The following is a 14,156-nucleotide window of genomic DNA, read 5'->3' on the forward strand; positions in this document are numbered from 1 at the left end:
CTCCTGTCATTGTTAACAGGAGCTAAACACAACACTCGGACAGCCCAAATTAACCAACCCGTTCGGCTAACTCCAACCAGCGCTCAGTCGCATTATCGATCTCCTGCGTCAACTGAGCCAAACGATCCGATAACTTCTTCATCTCTGCAAACTCGCTCGGAGCATTGTGAGACAAAATCTTCTCAATGTCTTCTTTTTCAGCTTCCATCTTCGGAATTTGACTTTCTAATTGTTCGTATTCCCGCTTCTCATTGAAGGAAACTTTGGTTGATTTTTGAGTGGAATTTGTAGATTTTGAATTGTTAGATTCAACGGTGCGTGTAAGTTTTTCTTTTTCTTTTTGTTCTTTGATTTCTTTGTCTTCTTCGGCTTTCTTGTAGTCTAAATACACCGAATAATTGCCGGGATACAAGCGCAAATTGCCCCCAGGCTCCAAGGCGAAAACCATGTCTATCGTGCGATCGAGAAAATAGCGATCGTGCGACACCACAATCACGCAGCCGTTAAAATCTTCGAGATAATCCTCCAAAACCGCCAAAGTCTGCACGTCCAGGTCGTTTGTCGGTTCGTCCAAAATCAGCACGTTTGGCGCACTCATCAGCACCTTCAACAGAAATAATCGGCGCTTTTCCCCGCCCGAAAGTTTGTTAATCGGTGCATACTGTTGGTTCGGTGGAAACAGAAACTTTTCCAACATTTGAGAAGCGGTAATGATTTCGCCGTCCGCCGTTTGCACCAACTCTGCCACACTTTTCAAGTATTCAATAACTCGCTGGTCTTCGTTCGGTGTCAAATCCTCCGAATGCTGGTCAAAATAACCGATATGAATGGTTGTGCCAATTTCGACAGTACCCGAATCCGGCTGAATGCGTCCGGTGATGATATCCATCAGCGTCGATTTTCCCGCACCGTTGCAGCCAATAATTCCTATCCGGTCTTCGGGAGTGAAATTGTAGGTAAAATCTTTAATTAAAGTGCGATCGCCGTAAGCTTTACAGATATTCAGTAACTCAATCACCTTCTTACCAATCCGGCGGCCCGCTGTGGCAATTTCGACTTTGCCGTTGGCTGTTTTGAACTCCTGGGCTCGCATATCTTTAATGCGATCGATCCGAGCTTTTTGCTTGGTACTCCGCGCTTTTGGCCCGCGTTTGAGCCATTCCAATTCGCGCCGCAATACTCCCGCGTGTTTGCGAACACTGCTGGCGGCGGATTCTTCAGCTAGGGCTTTTTTCTCCAAGTAATAAGCGTAATTGCCAGCATAATTGTAAAGGTCGCCGCGATCGATCTCCAGGATGCGATTGGTGACGCGATCGAGAAAATAGCGATCGTGCGTAATCAGCAGCAAAGCACCGCGATAGCCGTTCAAATAATTCTGCAACCACTCCACAGACAGCGCATCCAAGTGGTTTGTCGGTTCATCCATCAGCAACACATCGGGCTCGGACAACAAAGCCGTTGCTAAGGCAATTCGCTTGCGGTAGCCGCCCGACAAGTCGGCAATTTTCGCATCAAAATCCTCAATCCCCAACTTGGTCAAAATCAATTTCGCCTTGGTTTCCAAGTCCCACGCATCCACCTCATCAATGCGTTCAGACACCGCAGACAGACGCGCCATCAACTTGTCTGTATCGCCTTTGCCGTGGGACAGTTGATCGGAAATTTCCTCGTATTCTCGCACTAAAGCCATTTGTTCGCCGCTGTCGGCAAATACTTGCTCTAAGACAGTGTGATTTTCGTCTAAATCCGGCTGTTGGGGGAGATAGACAATTGTAGACCCTGGATTGACCCAGCGATCGCCAGAGTCGATCGACTCCATACCCGCAATCATTTTCAGCAGGGTTGATTTGCCCGAACCGTTGGTGCCGATGAGTCCGACTTTATCGCCTTCATCCAGGCTGAAGCTGGCATCTGTCAAGAGTTCCTTGATGCCGAAGTCTTTTTTGATCGATCGCAGAGTAAAAATAGTCATGAGTATAGAAAGTCATTTACCTGACTTAGTTTAACGCAAGTTCGATCGAGTCCGGTTGCATCCGTATGGTCTGTCATTCGGATGGTAAGTCATTGTGGGGCGATCGATGGAAAACTCAGATTGTTGGCTACGCAGCAAGGAAGTGATTTTAGGTTGAGCGTTTCTAAGACGTTTTGCTGCTTCGATGTGGGTCAATAAAATTGAGAATTGATAATTACTACCAGGTCAAAAATAGACTAACTATTATATTTAAAATAAGTTATAAAAGTTTTTCAAATTACTATCCCCAGCAACTCCATGCTTTCCTACTTAATACTTCTTAAAGTGTTGTTTATTTGGGTTTATTTTTGATTTTTTTAGGTATTTATTGTATTCAGTAGGAATTCAAATAAAAATACTACGGAAACAACTTTTTTTACTTTATTTTTTATCAAACATTAACTTGGGTATGACGAGGAGATTGACAAACAAAAACCCTCTAGGTAAAATGAGGAAAAAAGCACGGATAATTCCCAAATGAACGATCGATCCTCAGCAGATTTGATATCACCCGCAGAGTTACACCGCCAGCTTAATGACTTACTCAAGCAACTATCACCAGAACGATTACAAGTGCTTGCTGATTTTGCGGCTTACTTAGCAAATGCTGAAAGCGAAGCTGCAACTCAAGAACTTTTGGAAATTTCTGGATTGCTAGAGCGAGTTAAGCAAAATCAAGCAACTCCTAAAACTGATTACACAACCTGGAGAAGTCTTCGCTCCGATGTATGAAGTTGTTCTCCATCCTGATGCTCAAAAGGTTTATGTCAATGCTGACAAAGCCCTAGCGAAGAAAATTGCCCGATGTTTGGAGCAGTTAGAACAAACTCCTCAGTTGCACCCTAACATTAAAGCCCTCAAAGGAGATTATGCAGGGTACTATCGCTACCGAATCGGGGACTACAGAGTGATTTACTCGATCGACGATGAAGTGGTGCAGGTATTTGTTGTGGCGATCGCTCATCGCAGTCAAGTCTATGAACCGTGAGGGCGAGTTAGTCAGCCCAGCAACAAGAGCGATCGATTTAATCAGTAAACGATCGACTCCATATCGGCAATCATTTTCAGCAGGGCTGATTTGCCGGAACCGTTGGTGCCGATGAGTCCGACTTTATCGCCTTCATCGAGGCTGAAACTGGCATCTGTCAAGAGTTCCTTGATGCCGAAGTCTTTTTTGATCGATCGTAGAGTAAAAATAGTCATGAGTATATAAGATGATTCACCTAATTTTAGGGTAGCATTCATTAGGGAATTTGAAATAATCCCCTAAATTAAATCTAATAATACTAGGAGATGTGCAATGCAGCAAATATTACTTTTCGGCAAGGATCACAAGTTTTTTCCTTGGTGTGATGGGTTTGAAATTAAGGGTAACGGTAGCATTGATTTTAGTGTATCTGGAGTTAATAAACTTCAGATACAAGAGGGTAAAGATATTAACTGGATGAATCTTATAGACTCACAATTACATAATTTGGCTAGCCAAGAAGAAATAATTGACCTAGGATATCGTCATAGTGGGGGAGATGAATTTGCATTTTACGACAAATACATATCAAGGCTTTGGAAGAAACTAGAGACTTACTGTAATCAGGAGTCCACTGCCGAAAGAGATTTTTTTAATTTATATTGTCATTTGTGCTGTCGAGATTATCATGGGGGAGCATCGTTACCAGCCCTAATTCCTCATGTTTACGTTAATTGGAATTTTTCCAAAGAAGAAAGAGCGAATAGAAAAAAGCCCTTTATTGTAGACTTCATATTCAAGAGTTCTGCGTTCGGAACCAACGACATAGTTGTTGTTGAGATTGATGGTCAATCTCACTACGCTAGGTATGATGATACTAAGAGACCAAAATATGAGCTTTCTGAAGATGTATATGCTGAACATTTAAAGAAGGATCGATGGTTGAGGAAGCAGGGATTTAAAGTTTTTAGAATTGGAAATAGTGAAATTAAGACTATCACATCATCGCCGGAAAAGGATAAACTCGATATTTTTCATGATTTCTTTACCGAAGTATTTGGAGAAATTGTTTTTATTGCGCGATAGGGGATTTGATTATAATCCATACTCTCCCTCGCATAACCGCAGTAGAACAGCGCTATAATAGACATAATCATAATCAGACTGGCGGTTTGTAAAGTGGATATTCTAATTGAGTCAACAAAGGGCTTTGAGAAAGATATTGCTAAGTTGAGTGAAGACGAAAGAGCAGCAGTGATTAAAAAAATCAACGATTGCGCTAGCCTCTTTCCAACTAAAAAATCTGATGTCTATCGTAAGCTGCGCCGCCTGCGCTTACCGACAAATCTTAATGGTTACGAATCTTCACTCTACACACTACGGATTTCTCGAACACTAAGGGTGATTTGGGCAGTTGACGAAGATCCAATTTTTGGGCAAGTTATTTTTACTCTTTTTCGAGCCGTCAAACACGAAGAACTCGATCGAGCATATCACGGTGTAGCAGAGTCTCTATATCAAGATATGCTTCACCACACTCTAGAAGCTGCCCAGATATCGTAAGCTTATTTATGGCACAGACTATTACACTCTGCGATGAATATGGCATTATTTACGAAGCCCTGAAGATTTGGCCAGATGATGAGCTAAAGATTTGTTTTCTTGAAGCTTTGGCAGAATTGGAAGACAACGAATGTCACAGAACGAGAAAATTTCCAAAGACGAGACTGCACAAAGTAAAGGGTGTGAAGCAGGCAATTTATCGTGCTGATATGGATAAAGTCTCAGGCTGGCGTATCCACGTTCAATACATTAATGGACAAATTCATCTCAAGGATATTATTGAGGGGCAAAGGCACGATGATGTAATTGAGGTGATAAAATTTAAGAAGGTACGCTATGAGTAGTTCTCAGTAAAACGACATTTGTACTATAATTCAAATACCAACCTTTGTTGGAGTATTTTTTTATGTCCTTGCAAGAGCTTAAAGAAAAAGCCAGCCAACTATCAGTCAGCGATCGCCTTGCCCTGCTAGGTGCGATCGTTCAATCCCTGCAAAGTACACCAGAAATCGAGAATTGGCAATATTTAATTGCACGCCCTCATGCTTGGCGCAAACAACTTTACATTAAGGGGCGTAAATTACTGGCATCGACTATTTGGCGAGACATGACTGCCAATCAGATGTCACCCGAACAAGCTGCCGAAAATTGGGATTTACCGTTGTCTGCTATCTATGAGGCGATTGATTACTGTCAGAAACATCAAGAAATTTTAAAATTAGAAGCAGACGAGGAACGCTATCGATTGGAAGTAAAAGGAGTGCAAGTTGAGCCTACGAATGCTGCTTGACGAAGATTCTCAAGCAAAGTATTTAGTCAATCTTCTTGAGGCAGCCGGTCACGATGTAGCCACAGTCAATACATTGGATTTAATGAATCATCCAGATTCAGTCGTGCTAGACGCTGCCAGAGAAAATCAGAGAGTGCTGCTTACACGCAATTGTGATGACTTTCAGCAATTGCATCAAGCGAACCCAGAACATTCAGGAATTTTGGCAGTTTATCAAGATCCTGAAGCTTCTAAGAATATGAGTTACCAGGCGATTGTGAAGGCAATTGATAATTTAGAGACGGCAGAATATGACCTCAATAATCAGTTTGTGGTTCTCAATCAATGGAGTTATTAATTTATCAGAAACCAGGAAGAGATTCTAGTTGTTCACTTAGAATCTGCATAGATGACGAGGAAGCTGAATGAAAACCCCGATCGCCCTACCAATTGACCAAATCACCAAATTCTGTCAACATTGGCAAATCATCGAACTCTCCCTCTTTGGTTCGATCCTTCGCGACGACTTTCATGCACACAGCGACATCGATATCTGGCGTTGCTGATTTACGGTATGAAAGGCTAAATATGCCAGTCATAGAAACCAGTATCGACAAAGCTTGAGGATTTTCAACTGATTTTTTTCATACCCTGATTAAGCAACGCCCTCAAGCATTCTATTAAGTTATTAATACATTACTTGAAGTTTGACGATATTCCCATTCCTGGGGCATTCATACCTTGATTCAGCAACGCCGAAAGTTTCAACAAAAAATTCAACAGACACCAGCCACCAAGACGCGGGCTAGCAGTACGCACCTTACTTGTATCTAGAGACGGGTTGTTTCAACAATATCTTCTCTACCTTTAGGCATAGATAAACCCGCCCCTATCTAACCAGACAAAAATAAAGTTTTGAGTAAGAAGGCGGGGGTGGAAAGTACGAATGCAGATTGTAGGGTTTCCTTGCCTGTCATTCCCAAGTGCGATCGCCGAAGATAAGGGTATAGAAATTAAACGGCTGGTTTTCACCCGCCCTTACACAAAATGAACTCACAACTAGAACAACAAGTAACAATTCTACAAGACGAAACAGCAGCGGCCGGAAATTCAGCCAACCCAACAGTTGAAACTCATGTATTCGCCTCAGAATTTGCCACAGAGGAAAAAGTCAGAGTGGAAGAATTTAAGATTAGCGGCGACAGCCTAATTGGTAAAGTCAAAGAACTAATTCAGCAAGGAAAACTCCGCCGCCTCGTCATCAAAAACTCGCAAGGGCGGACTTTGGCAGACATTCCGCTGATGGCGGGATTAGTAGGCGGCGTTGCGGGCTCAGTAGTATTTCCAATTGCTGCTGTACTTGCTACAGTGGGGGCAGTTGCCGCTCATTTGACTGTAGCAATCGAGCGCAAAGAATAGTCATTAGTAATTAAAAATCTTCTCTTCAAGTCCGCGAAGGCGGACTTTGTTTGTTTAGTAGCGATTTCAATCGCCGAATTGTCTGATCAACGCAAATTATCCGGTACCCTCGCCGCAGGTGGGTCTAAATAATTGTAAACAATGCGCGAAATTCGACGGACAAAATCTCTCACAATCCGGTCATTGTAAGGCCGCTTGACAAAGATTGCGGCTAAATAACGCTTACCGTTGGGCATATCAATAATTCCCGCATCGCCAACCACAAAGCCGATATCTCCGGTTTTGTCAGCAATAACTGCACCGGGACCCAAACCGGAGGGCAACAGCGTTCTAGTTGTATTATGCCGCAATAATTCTAAAGCTTGTTCGCGACTGGATTCAGAGACTAATTTATCGCAAGACAGCATCGCCAGCAACTTTACCATATCCACAGAACTTGTGGTATTTGTTCCTTGAAAATCGCCGAGCCAATTGCGAATTCTGGTGTCAGTTAATCCCCAACTGCGAAAACGTTCGTTGAGTTGACCCATTCCCCCCAAACGTTCAATAATCATGTTGGTGGCTGTGCACTTTTAGAGTCATGTTTAAAGAGAAAGAGTTGAACGGCTGCAACGATAAAGCGGCTGAAAAAACGTTTTCAACCGCTTTCGAGACGAAGCACCTAGCATGATACAGTCAACTCTTGCCCGCAGCCGTATTTTTTTTATTTTCTTTGAGAGTATTCCGTTTCCGGGACTCCTATCAAATCCGGTTCTCTTACCCCTTTTTCTTCGAGTCTCGCGCAGGCGGACGAAACTTTGTACAATGGCGAATTCTCTTGGGAGAATTCTTGTTTTGTAGGCACTAATTTTCTTCACATGAGATGAATTCAAATTAGGCCACTTCCCGATTTCTAGCATCTTCGAGGGAGTCGATCGCGGCTTTGAGAAAAACTTTTCCTTTAGCAACAAATCGGCGATCGCTCAAAGGATCGTAAGCTTCCCAATTACCGCTAACTTCGCGATCGCACCACAAAAACCAGCAGCGGTAGATTTCCCCGCTATCTATATCATCGCACAAAGCCAGCCAATCATCCCCCGTGAGAGCGCTGGCATCTAATGCTACCAATTCCACCCATGCAAGTGCAGTGCAGGCATCGATCGCCTCAGCGTCAACCGAGTCAGATTTGGTAGCTATAGGTTGTGGCGAACACAGTGTAGACTTCATAATTTCTCCTTAATTAAATGAATGAATTTGCCTATTTATGGAACTGACCCGGTACGCCAAGTGGAAAAACTGTGTTTTGAGAAATTTCTGGTTCGTCAAATTTACCAGCGGCTGATGCTTCTGTTAAATTATTAAGTGTATTAATTGTGAAAATGGCGGCGGTTCCCAAAGCGGCCATTGCCAGTCTGTGTAAGATTTTGCTCATTTGGCTGCTCCTTTTTTGCTTGGTGTATCTACTCTAAAAAGTTAAGTGGTGATTAGCGGCGGAGATTGGGGAGTTAAGAAAAACTTTTTATCCTAAAATATATTCAACTGTTGAAGCCGTTATCAGGACAGAGTTTGAGGAGTCGATCGCCCAAAAACCCTCTCGCAGTAAAATCCCTTAAATTCCGGCTGGCTGATTATCTTCCTTAAAATCGCCTAAAATAGGGACTTAAGGCGTTAAAATTTCTAGATTCGTTCCCCTTTCACTGCAAGCGAAGTGCTCAAGTCAAAACGCGATCGCGGTCGCATTCTCACTGCCTCTGGCTTAAAGAAACTTAACGAGGCGCTCCAAGAATGGTCTGACCGATATAACCTTAGAGGTACTCTGACTGAAATCGAGGCCGAGTCGGGCGTCGGTGCCGATACAGTCAGCAAAATTAAGCAGGGTAGAGAAGGTGCGGATTTGAGTAAAATTCGGCAGTTGTTCGCGGCTTTTGAAATGAATCTGGCGAATGGCGACCACCGATCGGCTAAACTTGAGGAAGCGGAAAATTTAGACGAGCTGGACAATTTGCCGCCAGCGGGAGAAACAGCCACCAGCAGCAGAATTGTTAAAGTATTTGTGAGTTATCGCAGCGCCGAACCCGATCGCGAGTTGGGAAAACACTTAGAAACGGCCTTAAGCGCGATCGGTCATACAGTTTTCACAGCAGAAAATAACATTAGATTAGGAGATAATTGGTTCGATCGCATTAATTTCTTTCTCCAAGAATGCGATTATTTGCTGCTACTGTTGCCGCCAACGGAAACCCAAAGCGAACTACTAACATATCAAGTTCAGAAAGCAAAAGAACTGCAAGACTCCCGCCCTGACAAAAAACCAATAATTCTCCCCATCCGCGTCGGTTTTCCCCTGAACGCGCCTCTAAATCACGATTTGCGTGGCTATCTGTACCGCATCAAACAGAGGGAATGGAAAACCACCGCCGACACTCCAATTATTATCGAAGAAGTTCTGAACTTGCTAGCAGAAACTCCCGCACCAGTCACGGAGGAAACGGAAGATTTAACACAAAAACAACTATTAGAAATTAGCAGCGACGAAATACCTCTACCCGCCGCCGAACCGGAATTACCGGGAGGACAAGTCGATGTCGCTTCTCAATTTTATGTAGAACGCCAGCCCATCGAAGAACGCTGCTATCAAACTATTGTGCAGCCCAGCGCGTTAATTAGAATTAAAGCGCCGAGACAAATGGGCAAAACTTCCTTGATGGCAAGAATTTTGCATCACGGAGCCCGTCAAGGCTATTGCACCGTGCCGCTAACTTTTCAGTTAGTAGATAAAGCCGTATTTGCAAACTTAGATAAATTCTTAAAGTGGTTTTGCGCTTACGTCGGCCGCGAGTTGCACTTACCCAATCAATTAGACGATTATTGGGACGAGATTTTTGGCAGCAAAGTCAACTGCAAAGATTACTTTGAAAAATACATTTTGCCGCAAATCGACAGTCCTTTAATTTTAGGATTAGACGAGATCGATCGCGTTTTCCAATATCCCGACATTGCCGAAGACTTTTTAGGACTGCTGCGGGCGTGGCACGAAGAATCGAAGCGGCGCGACATCTGGAAAAAACTGCGATTAATTGTAGTTCACTCCACCGAAGTTTACATCCCGATGAACATCAATCAATCGCCTTTCAACGTCGGACTTCCCGTAGATTTGCCCGAATTCAACTCTCAGCAAATACAAGATTTAGCAGCGCGCCACAACTTGAATTGGTCGGAGGCAGAAGTTGAGGAATTGATGGCAATTGTCGGCGGTCATCCGTATTTAGTGCGAGTTGCATTATATCACATTTCGCGATCGGATTTGACACTCGATGAATTAAAAGAAAGTGCGATCGCAGATGCGGGAATTTACAGCGACCATTTGCGCCGGCAATTGTGGAATTTGGAAGAATATCCAGAGTTGGCGCAGGGGATGAGAGAGATTGTGGCGGCGGACTCTCCGGTGCAATTAAAGGCGATGCAGGCGTTTAAGTTGGACAGTTTGGGGTTGGTGAAATTGCAGGGGAACGAGTGCGTGCCGAGGTGCGAACTGTACCGACAATACTTTACAACACATTTAGGAGTTAATTAATTGGATATTTTAGCTCGTTAATGACGTAGAATTAGCAGTATGGGGAAAGAGCAGCACAAATATCGCAAAAGAGCGATCGCCCCGGCTTTCCCCTGTGCAGTATCAACGTAAAATAGGATCGATGACTGAAGAAACTGTCACTCTGAGAAAGTCTCTTGACTTAGATAAATTAATTCCACTTTTGCCACAAGCAGAAGATATTAACTACTGGCGCGATATCAACCCCAATTCAACTATTTCTGATCGACCATTTGAAGGCTTTTCAGAAGTTTCGGGAATCCCAAAAGCAGAAATTGACGAGTACAGGCTGCAACTGCGAGAAGAAGGCTATTTCCAAACACCTAGCGTCATACCTGCTGCGACTATTCACCAGATGCGCGACTGTATAGAAAATGTCCGAAAAGCCGGGTTTCCGACAATGTTTGCCCTCGTCTACGATGTCTTCTATCAAGCATTTGGTTACTTTAACTCAACCTTGACAGGAATTTTGGGGAACGGCTACAAGCTAGTTCCCAATTTTTGGGTTTATTACATAGAAACTTCTGACAGCGGCAAAGGATTTGAGCCACACCGCGACGCCGAGTACGAAAATACTATAGACTCCAACGGTATGCCGACAGTGCTTACTCTCTGGGTGACAATTACTGAGGCGAATCCCCTCAATTCATGTATGTACATGATTCCGGCAAACCGCGATCCAGAGTATGCTGAAGCTATCAAAAATCTCAAGACGAAAGCTACTAAATTTGCCTTGGAAGATATCCGGGCTTTACCTACACAAGCTGGTACTCTATCGTGCTGGGATCAATACGTTTTTCACTGGGGAAGCCGCAGCAGCAGTCGGGCTAAATCGCCTCGAATTAGCTATGCCGTATATTGTCAGCGAGGGGATATTCCACCAGTTGATGATGTGATTGTCGATATCCCATCAGTGCTTGATTTCCCAACGCGGTTATCTCTGATTTGCAGAGGTTTGTATCGCTATTCTTACGCCAGTTTACAGCCATCCCCAGAGGCGGAAGCACTGTTAGATTTCTTGACGAAGCATCGGGAAAATCTGAAAAAGACTTAATATAATTTTCCTAAAAAGCCAGTCAATCGATTTTAGATTTTAGATTTTAGATTTTAGATTGAAGCCTTGACCCCACGGATAAATACGTTCGGCAAGTTTCTCGGATACAGGTTTTTTATTTCTCCCCAGATTCATCCGGGGGCTTGTATCCTGGATGCTTTCGGTCTTCTCAATTCCGGTTGCATAGGAATGATTTAACCGCAGAGGACGCAGAGTACGCAGAGTCTCCACAAGAGAGAGATGGGAATAACTAACCTAGATTTGGTATAATTTCTGTAAGTAATAATCAGGTGAATGATACCCATGAACGATATTTTTTTGATAACATCCGATAATTGGCTAGATTGGATAGCCGTATTTGGTTAAGCTGTCACGCATTTAAATTGCATATTCAGGGCGGGCGAGACGCCCACCCCACAAGAATTAGATTGTTTTTTGACATTCTATTTAAATGCACAACAGCTTATCTAGCCTTTACAGCTTTCATTGCATGGCGCGTGTTCACCACAAAGTAGATATATCATCAGCTTATAGTCTTCTTCTTCTGTCTTGCTTCGCGCCTTCGCGGTTCGTTAAAGAAACAGTAAAATAAAACAATAATCAACTAGCCCAGACAGTTATGCCGCCCGTCGAAAGTGTTGCAGCAATTCCGAACGATCTGATTTTGCGCTTGAGCATCGAGCAGTATCATGCGATAATTAAAGCTGGCATTCTCACGGATGATGACTCTGTAGAATTGCTGGAAGGTTGGCTGGTTTTCAAAATGCCAAAAAATCCACCGCATCGAGTCACAACTCGTCTTGTCAGAACAGCTTTAGAGAATATTTTACCCCCTGGTTGGTATGTCGATTCTCAAGAACCGATCACGCTATCCAACAGCGAACCAGAACCTGATATAGTGGTTGTTCGAGGGGATACAAGACAGTATCTCGATCGCCATCCGGGTGCTGAAGATATTGCCCTGATTATTGAAGTATCTGATACGACACTTCAGCGCGATCGCACTGTCAAAAAACGGATTTATGCCCGCGCTGGAATTGCGATTTATTGGATTGTGAATCTTGTTGAAGGACTGGTTGAGGTGTACTCTCAACCTCTTGTTGAAGTTGAGCAGCCAGATTATAGTCAAAGGTTGGATTTCGGGCGATCTGCTGTTATACCGATTATTATTGAAGGAATAGAAATTGGGGCGATCGCTGTGAATTCTCTTTTGCCTTAAGATAAAATGAGTAATATCGTTTACGGTTTTTTTTGAATGATTGAACCGCAGAGGCCGCAGAGAGCGCAGAGGAAGAGAAGAGAGAGATGAATAATTCCGATAGCAACGGATTTGATATAAATCCTAAACTTGTAGGGTGCGTCAGATGAAGTTTTAGAGAGATTTTTTAGGGTTGTATTTAGATAGAATCCTCTCATAAATTTCATAATTCTCTCGATCGAAGCAGCAAAAAATTACTTTTGGAGAACCACCATTATTTTGTATATATTCCGAGCATACCTTCACTGCAATCTCACCTGCTAGAGCTTTAGGATATTTGTAAATCCCGGTGCTAATGCCAGGAAATGCCAAACTCTCTAACTCTTGATCTGCGGCGATTTGCATACACTTGCGGTAACACTCGGCCAGGAGTTCAGGTTCTCCATGATTACCTCCCCGCCATACTGGCCCTACTGTGTGGATGATGAACCGTGCAGGCAAGTTATATCCTTTAGTTAGCTTAGCATCCCCAATCTTACATCCTCCAAGCAATCGGCACTCGTGAACAAGTTCTGAACCTGCTGCTTTGTGTATTGCTCCATCTACTCCACCACCACCCAGTAAGCTGCTATTTGCAGCATTCACGATCGCATCAACTTCGAGTTTTGTGATGTCGCCCAAAATAACTTTCATATTTTTTGGAATAGTAAACTATAGGCAAGTTTAGCAAAGAAACTCGTTATCTAGTCTTGCTCTCTCAACTTTCGCAAAATTGGAATTTTTTCCAACTGTTCCGGCCGTATACTATCCCAGTTTAACCCAATTGGACGCGGATAACTTGTATTAGTCTCAATTACCCCCTCAGCAGTAACAATCCTATTCAGCGCCCAATCGTGAGCTTGCATCGGTAAACGCGAATCTTCGACTATTTGCAAAGGATGCACTGTTGTCACAATTGGCGTATCGCTTTGTACTAACCCGAATTCGGTCAACATCGCCAATTCCAAATCGGCAAAACCGGCACCTTTCCCGGTTCTTCCACCGTTGCGCGTTACTGCTACACAGCCGACTATTACTAAATCAATGGGCTCCATTTCTTCAAAACTTACCAATCTTCCGCAATCGAGTGCTTTGCGGGCGATCGCACTTTCGGCAATTGATATATTTTGTCTCTGCAAATCCTCAGCAGTCAACTCAACAAAACAGCGATCGTCTGTCAATCGCGGTACTGCCATATACAGGCGTTTTCCATCTTGCAAAGCTCGCATCCGCACCGGATTTTGCGCCGCATCTGGATTGCACTTAATCGTTTTTGCTTGTTGCCAAATTGGTAAATTTGCCAATTTTTCGGCCGCCAAGTGGGCCCCAACAAAGTTGGGAATATGACCAAACGGATCGCCAATAGATGCGGCTTGCTGCTTGAGCAAAGACCAAATTTCAGCTCTTAAGTTGTCTTTGTCGTCGTTATATCCAGTCCAATCAGTTTTCATGTTGTATTATGGTACAATATATGATACAAAAGATTCCTTTAATACGCCTCATTTCTTCAGTCTCGCGAGGGCGGACTTTGTTCGTGTAGTAGCGGTTTTAACCGCAGAATGACC

The 14,156-nt window shown here is 43.5% G+C and carries 19 protein-coding genes and 1 pseudogene; 12 read left to right on the forward strand and 8 right to left on the reverse strand.

Annotated elements, in window-relative coordinates:
• Positions 1 to 49: 49 nt before the first annotated feature.
• Both QUB26_RS05505 and QUB26_RS05510 read right to left on the reverse strand, forming a co-directional pair.
• Positions 50 to 1,972: an ABC-F family ATP-binding cassette domain-containing protein gene (locus tag QUB26_RS05505; protein ID WP_333237549.1), complete on the reverse strand. Its 1,923-nt coding sequence runs from the start codon at positions 1,970 to 1,972 to the stop codon at positions 50 to 52.
• Positions 1,973 to 2,002: 30 nt separating this feature from the next.
• A complete protein-coding gene (locus QUB26_RS05510; RefSeq protein WP_333237551.1) occupies positions 2,003 to 2,167 on the reverse strand; it encodes a hypothetical protein in 165 nt (54 codons plus the stop codon).
• A gap of 321 nt (positions 2,168 to 2,488) precedes the next feature.
• Between QUB26_RS05510 and QUB26_RS05515 the strand changes: the two genes are divergently transcribed.
• Both QUB26_RS05515 and QUB26_RS05520 read left to right on the forward strand, forming a co-directional pair.
• Positions 2,489 to 2,743: a hypothetical protein gene (locus QUB26_RS05515; RefSeq protein WP_333237553.1), complete on the forward strand. Its 255-nt coding sequence runs from the start codon at positions 2,489 to 2,491 to the stop codon at positions 2,741 to 2,743.
• The gene (locus QUB26_RS05520; protein ID WP_333237555.1) at positions 2,736 to 2,999 is read left to right on the forward strand and encodes a type II toxin-antitoxin system RelE/ParE family toxin; all 264 of its coding nucleotides are present in this window, start codon (positions 2,736 to 2,738) and stop codon (positions 2,997 to 2,999) included. Before QUB26_RS05515 ends, QUB26_RS05520 begins: the two co-directional genes overlap by 8 nt.
• Positions 3,000 to 3,049: 50 nt before the next feature.
• Here the strand turns inward: QUB26_RS05520 and QUB26_RS05525 are convergent.
• Positions 3,050 to 3,214, reverse strand: a pseudogene (locus tag QUB26_RS05525) (ATP-binding cassette domain-containing protein); the annotation flags it as partial.
• Positions 3,215 to 3,311: 97 nt separating this feature from the next.
• On the opposite strand from QUB26_RS05525, the gene QUB26_RS05530 reads away from it, so the two are divergent.
• From QUB26_RS05530 to QUB26_RS05560, 7 genes are all read left to right on the forward strand, one after another.
• Positions 3,312 to 4,064 carry a hypothetical protein gene (locus QUB26_RS05530; RefSeq protein ID WP_333237559.1) on the forward strand — a complete coding sequence of 251 codons (753 nt, stop codon included), beginning with the start codon at positions 3,312 to 3,314 and terminating at the stop codon, positions 4,062 to 4,064.
• A 93-nt stretch (positions 4,065 to 4,157) separates the two neighbouring features.
• Positions 4,158 to 4,541 carry a hypothetical protein gene (locus QUB26_RS05535; protein ID WP_333237561.1) on the forward strand — a complete coding sequence of 128 codons (384 nt, stop codon included), beginning with the start codon at positions 4,158 to 4,160 and terminating at the stop codon, positions 4,539 to 4,541.
• 8 nt (positions 4,542 to 4,549) lie between these two features.
• The gene (locus QUB26_RS05540) at positions 4,550 to 4,885 is read left to right on the forward strand and encodes a hypothetical protein (protein WP_333237564.1); all 336 of its coding nucleotides are present in this window, start codon (positions 4,550 to 4,552) and stop codon (positions 4,883 to 4,885) included.
• 62 nt (positions 4,886 to 4,947) lie between these two features.
• Entirely contained in the window at positions 4,948 to 5,331 is a 384-nt protein-coding gene (locus QUB26_RS05545; RefSeq protein ID WP_333237567.1) for a hypothetical protein, read from the forward strand.
• Entirely contained in the window at positions 5,309 to 5,668 is a 360-nt protein-coding gene (locus QUB26_RS05550; protein WP_333302625.1) for a DUF5615 family PIN-like protein, read from the forward strand. Before QUB26_RS05545 ends, QUB26_RS05550 begins: the two co-directional genes overlap by 23 nt.
• Before the next feature lie 67 nt (positions 5,669 to 5,735).
• Positions 5,736 to 5,876: a nucleotidyltransferase domain-containing protein gene (locus QUB26_RS05555; RefSeq protein WP_333237572.1), complete on the forward strand. Its 141-nt coding sequence runs from the start codon at positions 5,736 to 5,738 to the stop codon at positions 5,874 to 5,876.
• A 481-nt stretch (positions 5,877 to 6,357) separates the two neighbouring features.
• Entirely contained in the window at positions 6,358 to 6,729 is a 372-nt protein-coding gene (locus tag QUB26_RS05560; protein WP_333166918.1) for a DUF4342 domain-containing protein, read from the forward strand.
• Positions 6,730 to 6,815: 86 nt separating this feature from the next.
• Here QUB26_RS05560 and QUB26_RS05565 read toward each other — a convergent pair whose 3' ends face one another.
• From QUB26_RS05565 to QUB26_RS05575, 3 genes are all read right to left on the reverse strand, one after another.
• Positions 6,816 to 7,283, reverse strand: a complete 468-nt coding sequence (locus QUB26_RS05565; protein WP_333237575.1) for a serine hydrolase — start codon at positions 7,281 to 7,283, stop codon at positions 6,816 to 6,818.
• Positions 7,284 to 7,602: 319 nt separating this feature from the next.
• Positions 7,603 to 7,935: a hypothetical protein gene (locus QUB26_RS05570; protein WP_333054618.1), complete on the reverse strand. Its 333-nt coding sequence runs from the start codon at positions 7,933 to 7,935 to the stop codon at positions 7,603 to 7,605.
• A 31-nt stretch (positions 7,936 to 7,966) separates the two neighbouring features.
• Positions 7,967 to 8,140 (reverse strand): hypothetical protein, encoded by a 174-nt coding sequence (locus QUB26_RS05575; protein ID WP_333237577.1) that lies wholly within the window; start codon positions 8,138 to 8,140, stop codon positions 7,967 to 7,969.
• A gap of 276 nt (positions 8,141 to 8,416) precedes the next feature.
• Between QUB26_RS05575 and QUB26_RS05580 the strand changes: the two genes are divergently transcribed.
• The 3 genes from QUB26_RS05580 to QUB26_RS05590 all read left to right on the forward strand — a co-directional run bounded on the left by QUB26_RS05580 (position 8,417) and on the right by QUB26_RS05590 (position 12,573).
• Positions 8,417 to 10,282 carry an AAA-like domain-containing protein gene (locus QUB26_RS05580; protein ID WP_333237579.1) on the forward strand — a complete coding sequence of 622 codons (1,866 nt, stop codon included), beginning with the start codon at positions 8,417 to 8,419 and terminating at the stop codon, positions 10,280 to 10,282.
• A 121-nt stretch (positions 10,283 to 10,403) separates the two neighbouring features.
• On the forward strand, positions 10,404 to 11,354 hold the full coding sequence (locus QUB26_RS05585; protein WP_333237581.1) for a phytanoyl-CoA dioxygenase family protein: 951 nt from the start codon (positions 10,404 to 10,406) through the stop codon (positions 11,352 to 11,354).
• A gap of 619 nt (positions 11,355 to 11,973) precedes the next feature.
• On the forward strand, positions 11,974 to 12,573 hold the full coding sequence (locus QUB26_RS05590; protein WP_333237583.1) for a Uma2 family endonuclease: 600 nt from the start codon (positions 11,974 to 11,976) through the stop codon (positions 12,571 to 12,573).
• A 153-nt stretch (positions 12,574 to 12,726) separates the two neighbouring features.
• On the opposite strand, the gene QUB26_RS05595 is transcribed toward QUB26_RS05590, so the two are convergent.
• Together QUB26_RS05595 and QUB26_RS05600 are read right to left on the reverse strand one after the other, a co-directional pair.
• Complete coding sequence (locus QUB26_RS05595; RefSeq protein WP_333237584.1) at positions 12,727 to 13,245, reverse strand: O-acetyl-ADP-ribose deacetylase; 519 nt, start codon at positions 13,243 to 13,245, stop codon at positions 12,727 to 12,729.
• Between the two features lie 50 nt (positions 13,246 to 13,295).
• Complete coding sequence (locus tag QUB26_RS05600) at positions 13,296 to 14,042, reverse strand: 5-formyltetrahydrofolate cyclo-ligase (protein WP_333237586.1); 747 nt, start codon at positions 14,040 to 14,042, stop codon at positions 13,296 to 13,298.
• Positions 14,043 to 14,156: the final 114 nt, after the last annotated feature.

The sequence above is a fragment of the Microcoleus sp. B4-C1 genome, from assembly GCF_036705285.1.
In the GTDB taxonomy this organism is placed as follows: Bacteria; Cyanobacteriota; Cyanobacteriia; order Cyanobacteriales; family Microcoleaceae; genus Microcoleus.

Coding starts and splice junctions, on each gene's coding strand:
- QUB26_RS05595 (WP_333237584.1), bottom strand. CDS start 13,245: ATGAAAGTTATTTTGGGCGACATCACAAAACTCGAAGTTGATGCGATC.
- QUB26_RS05545 (WP_333237567.1), top strand. CDS start 4,948: ATGTCCTTGCAAGAGCTTAAAGAAAAAGCCAGCCAACTATCAGTCAGC.
- QUB26_RS05565 (WP_333237575.1), bottom strand. CDS start 7,283: ATGATTATTGAACGTTTGGGGGGAATGGGTCAACTCAACGAACGTTTT.
- QUB26_RS05570 (WP_333054618.1), bottom strand. CDS start 7,935: ATGAAGTCTACACTGTGTTCGCCACAACCTATAGCTACCAAATCTGAC.
- QUB26_RS05520 (WP_333237555.1), top strand. CDS start 2,736: ATGTATGAAGTTGTTCTCCATCCTGATGCTCAAAAGGTTTATGTCAAT.
- QUB26_RS05505 (WP_333237549.1), bottom strand. CDS start 1,972: ATGACTATTTTTACTCTGCGATCGATCAAAAAAGACTTCGGCATCAAG.
- QUB26_RS05575 (WP_333237577.1), bottom strand. CDS start 8,140: ATGAGCAAAATCTTACACAGACTGGCAATGGCCGCTTTGGGAACCGCC.
- QUB26_RS05555 (WP_333237572.1), top strand. CDS start 5,736: ATGAAAACCCCGATCGCCCTACCAATTGACCAAATCACCAAATTCTGT.
- QUB26_RS05530 (WP_333237559.1), top strand. CDS start 3,312: ATGCAGCAAATATTACTTTTCGGCAAGGATCACAAGTTTTTTCCTTGG.
- QUB26_RS05585 (WP_333237581.1), top strand. CDS start 10,404: ATGACTGAAGAAACTGTCACTCTGAGAAAGTCTCTTGACTTAGATAAA.
- QUB26_RS05590 (WP_333237583.1), top strand. CDS start 11,974: ATGCCGCCCGTCGAAAGTGTTGCAGCAATTCCGAACGATCTGATTTTG.
- QUB26_RS05600 (WP_333237586.1), bottom strand. CDS start 14,042: ATGAAAACTGATTGGACTGGATATAACGACGACAAAGACAACTTAAGA.
- QUB26_RS05560 (WP_333166918.1), top strand. CDS start 6,358: ATGAACTCACAACTAGAACAACAAGTAACAATTCTACAAGACGAAACA.
- QUB26_RS05540 (WP_333237564.1), top strand. CDS start 4,550: ATGGCACAGACTATTACACTCTGCGATGAATATGGCATTATTTACGAA.
- QUB26_RS05515 (WP_333237553.1), top strand. CDS start 2,489: ATGAACGATCGATCCTCAGCAGATTTGATATCACCCGCAGAGTTACAC.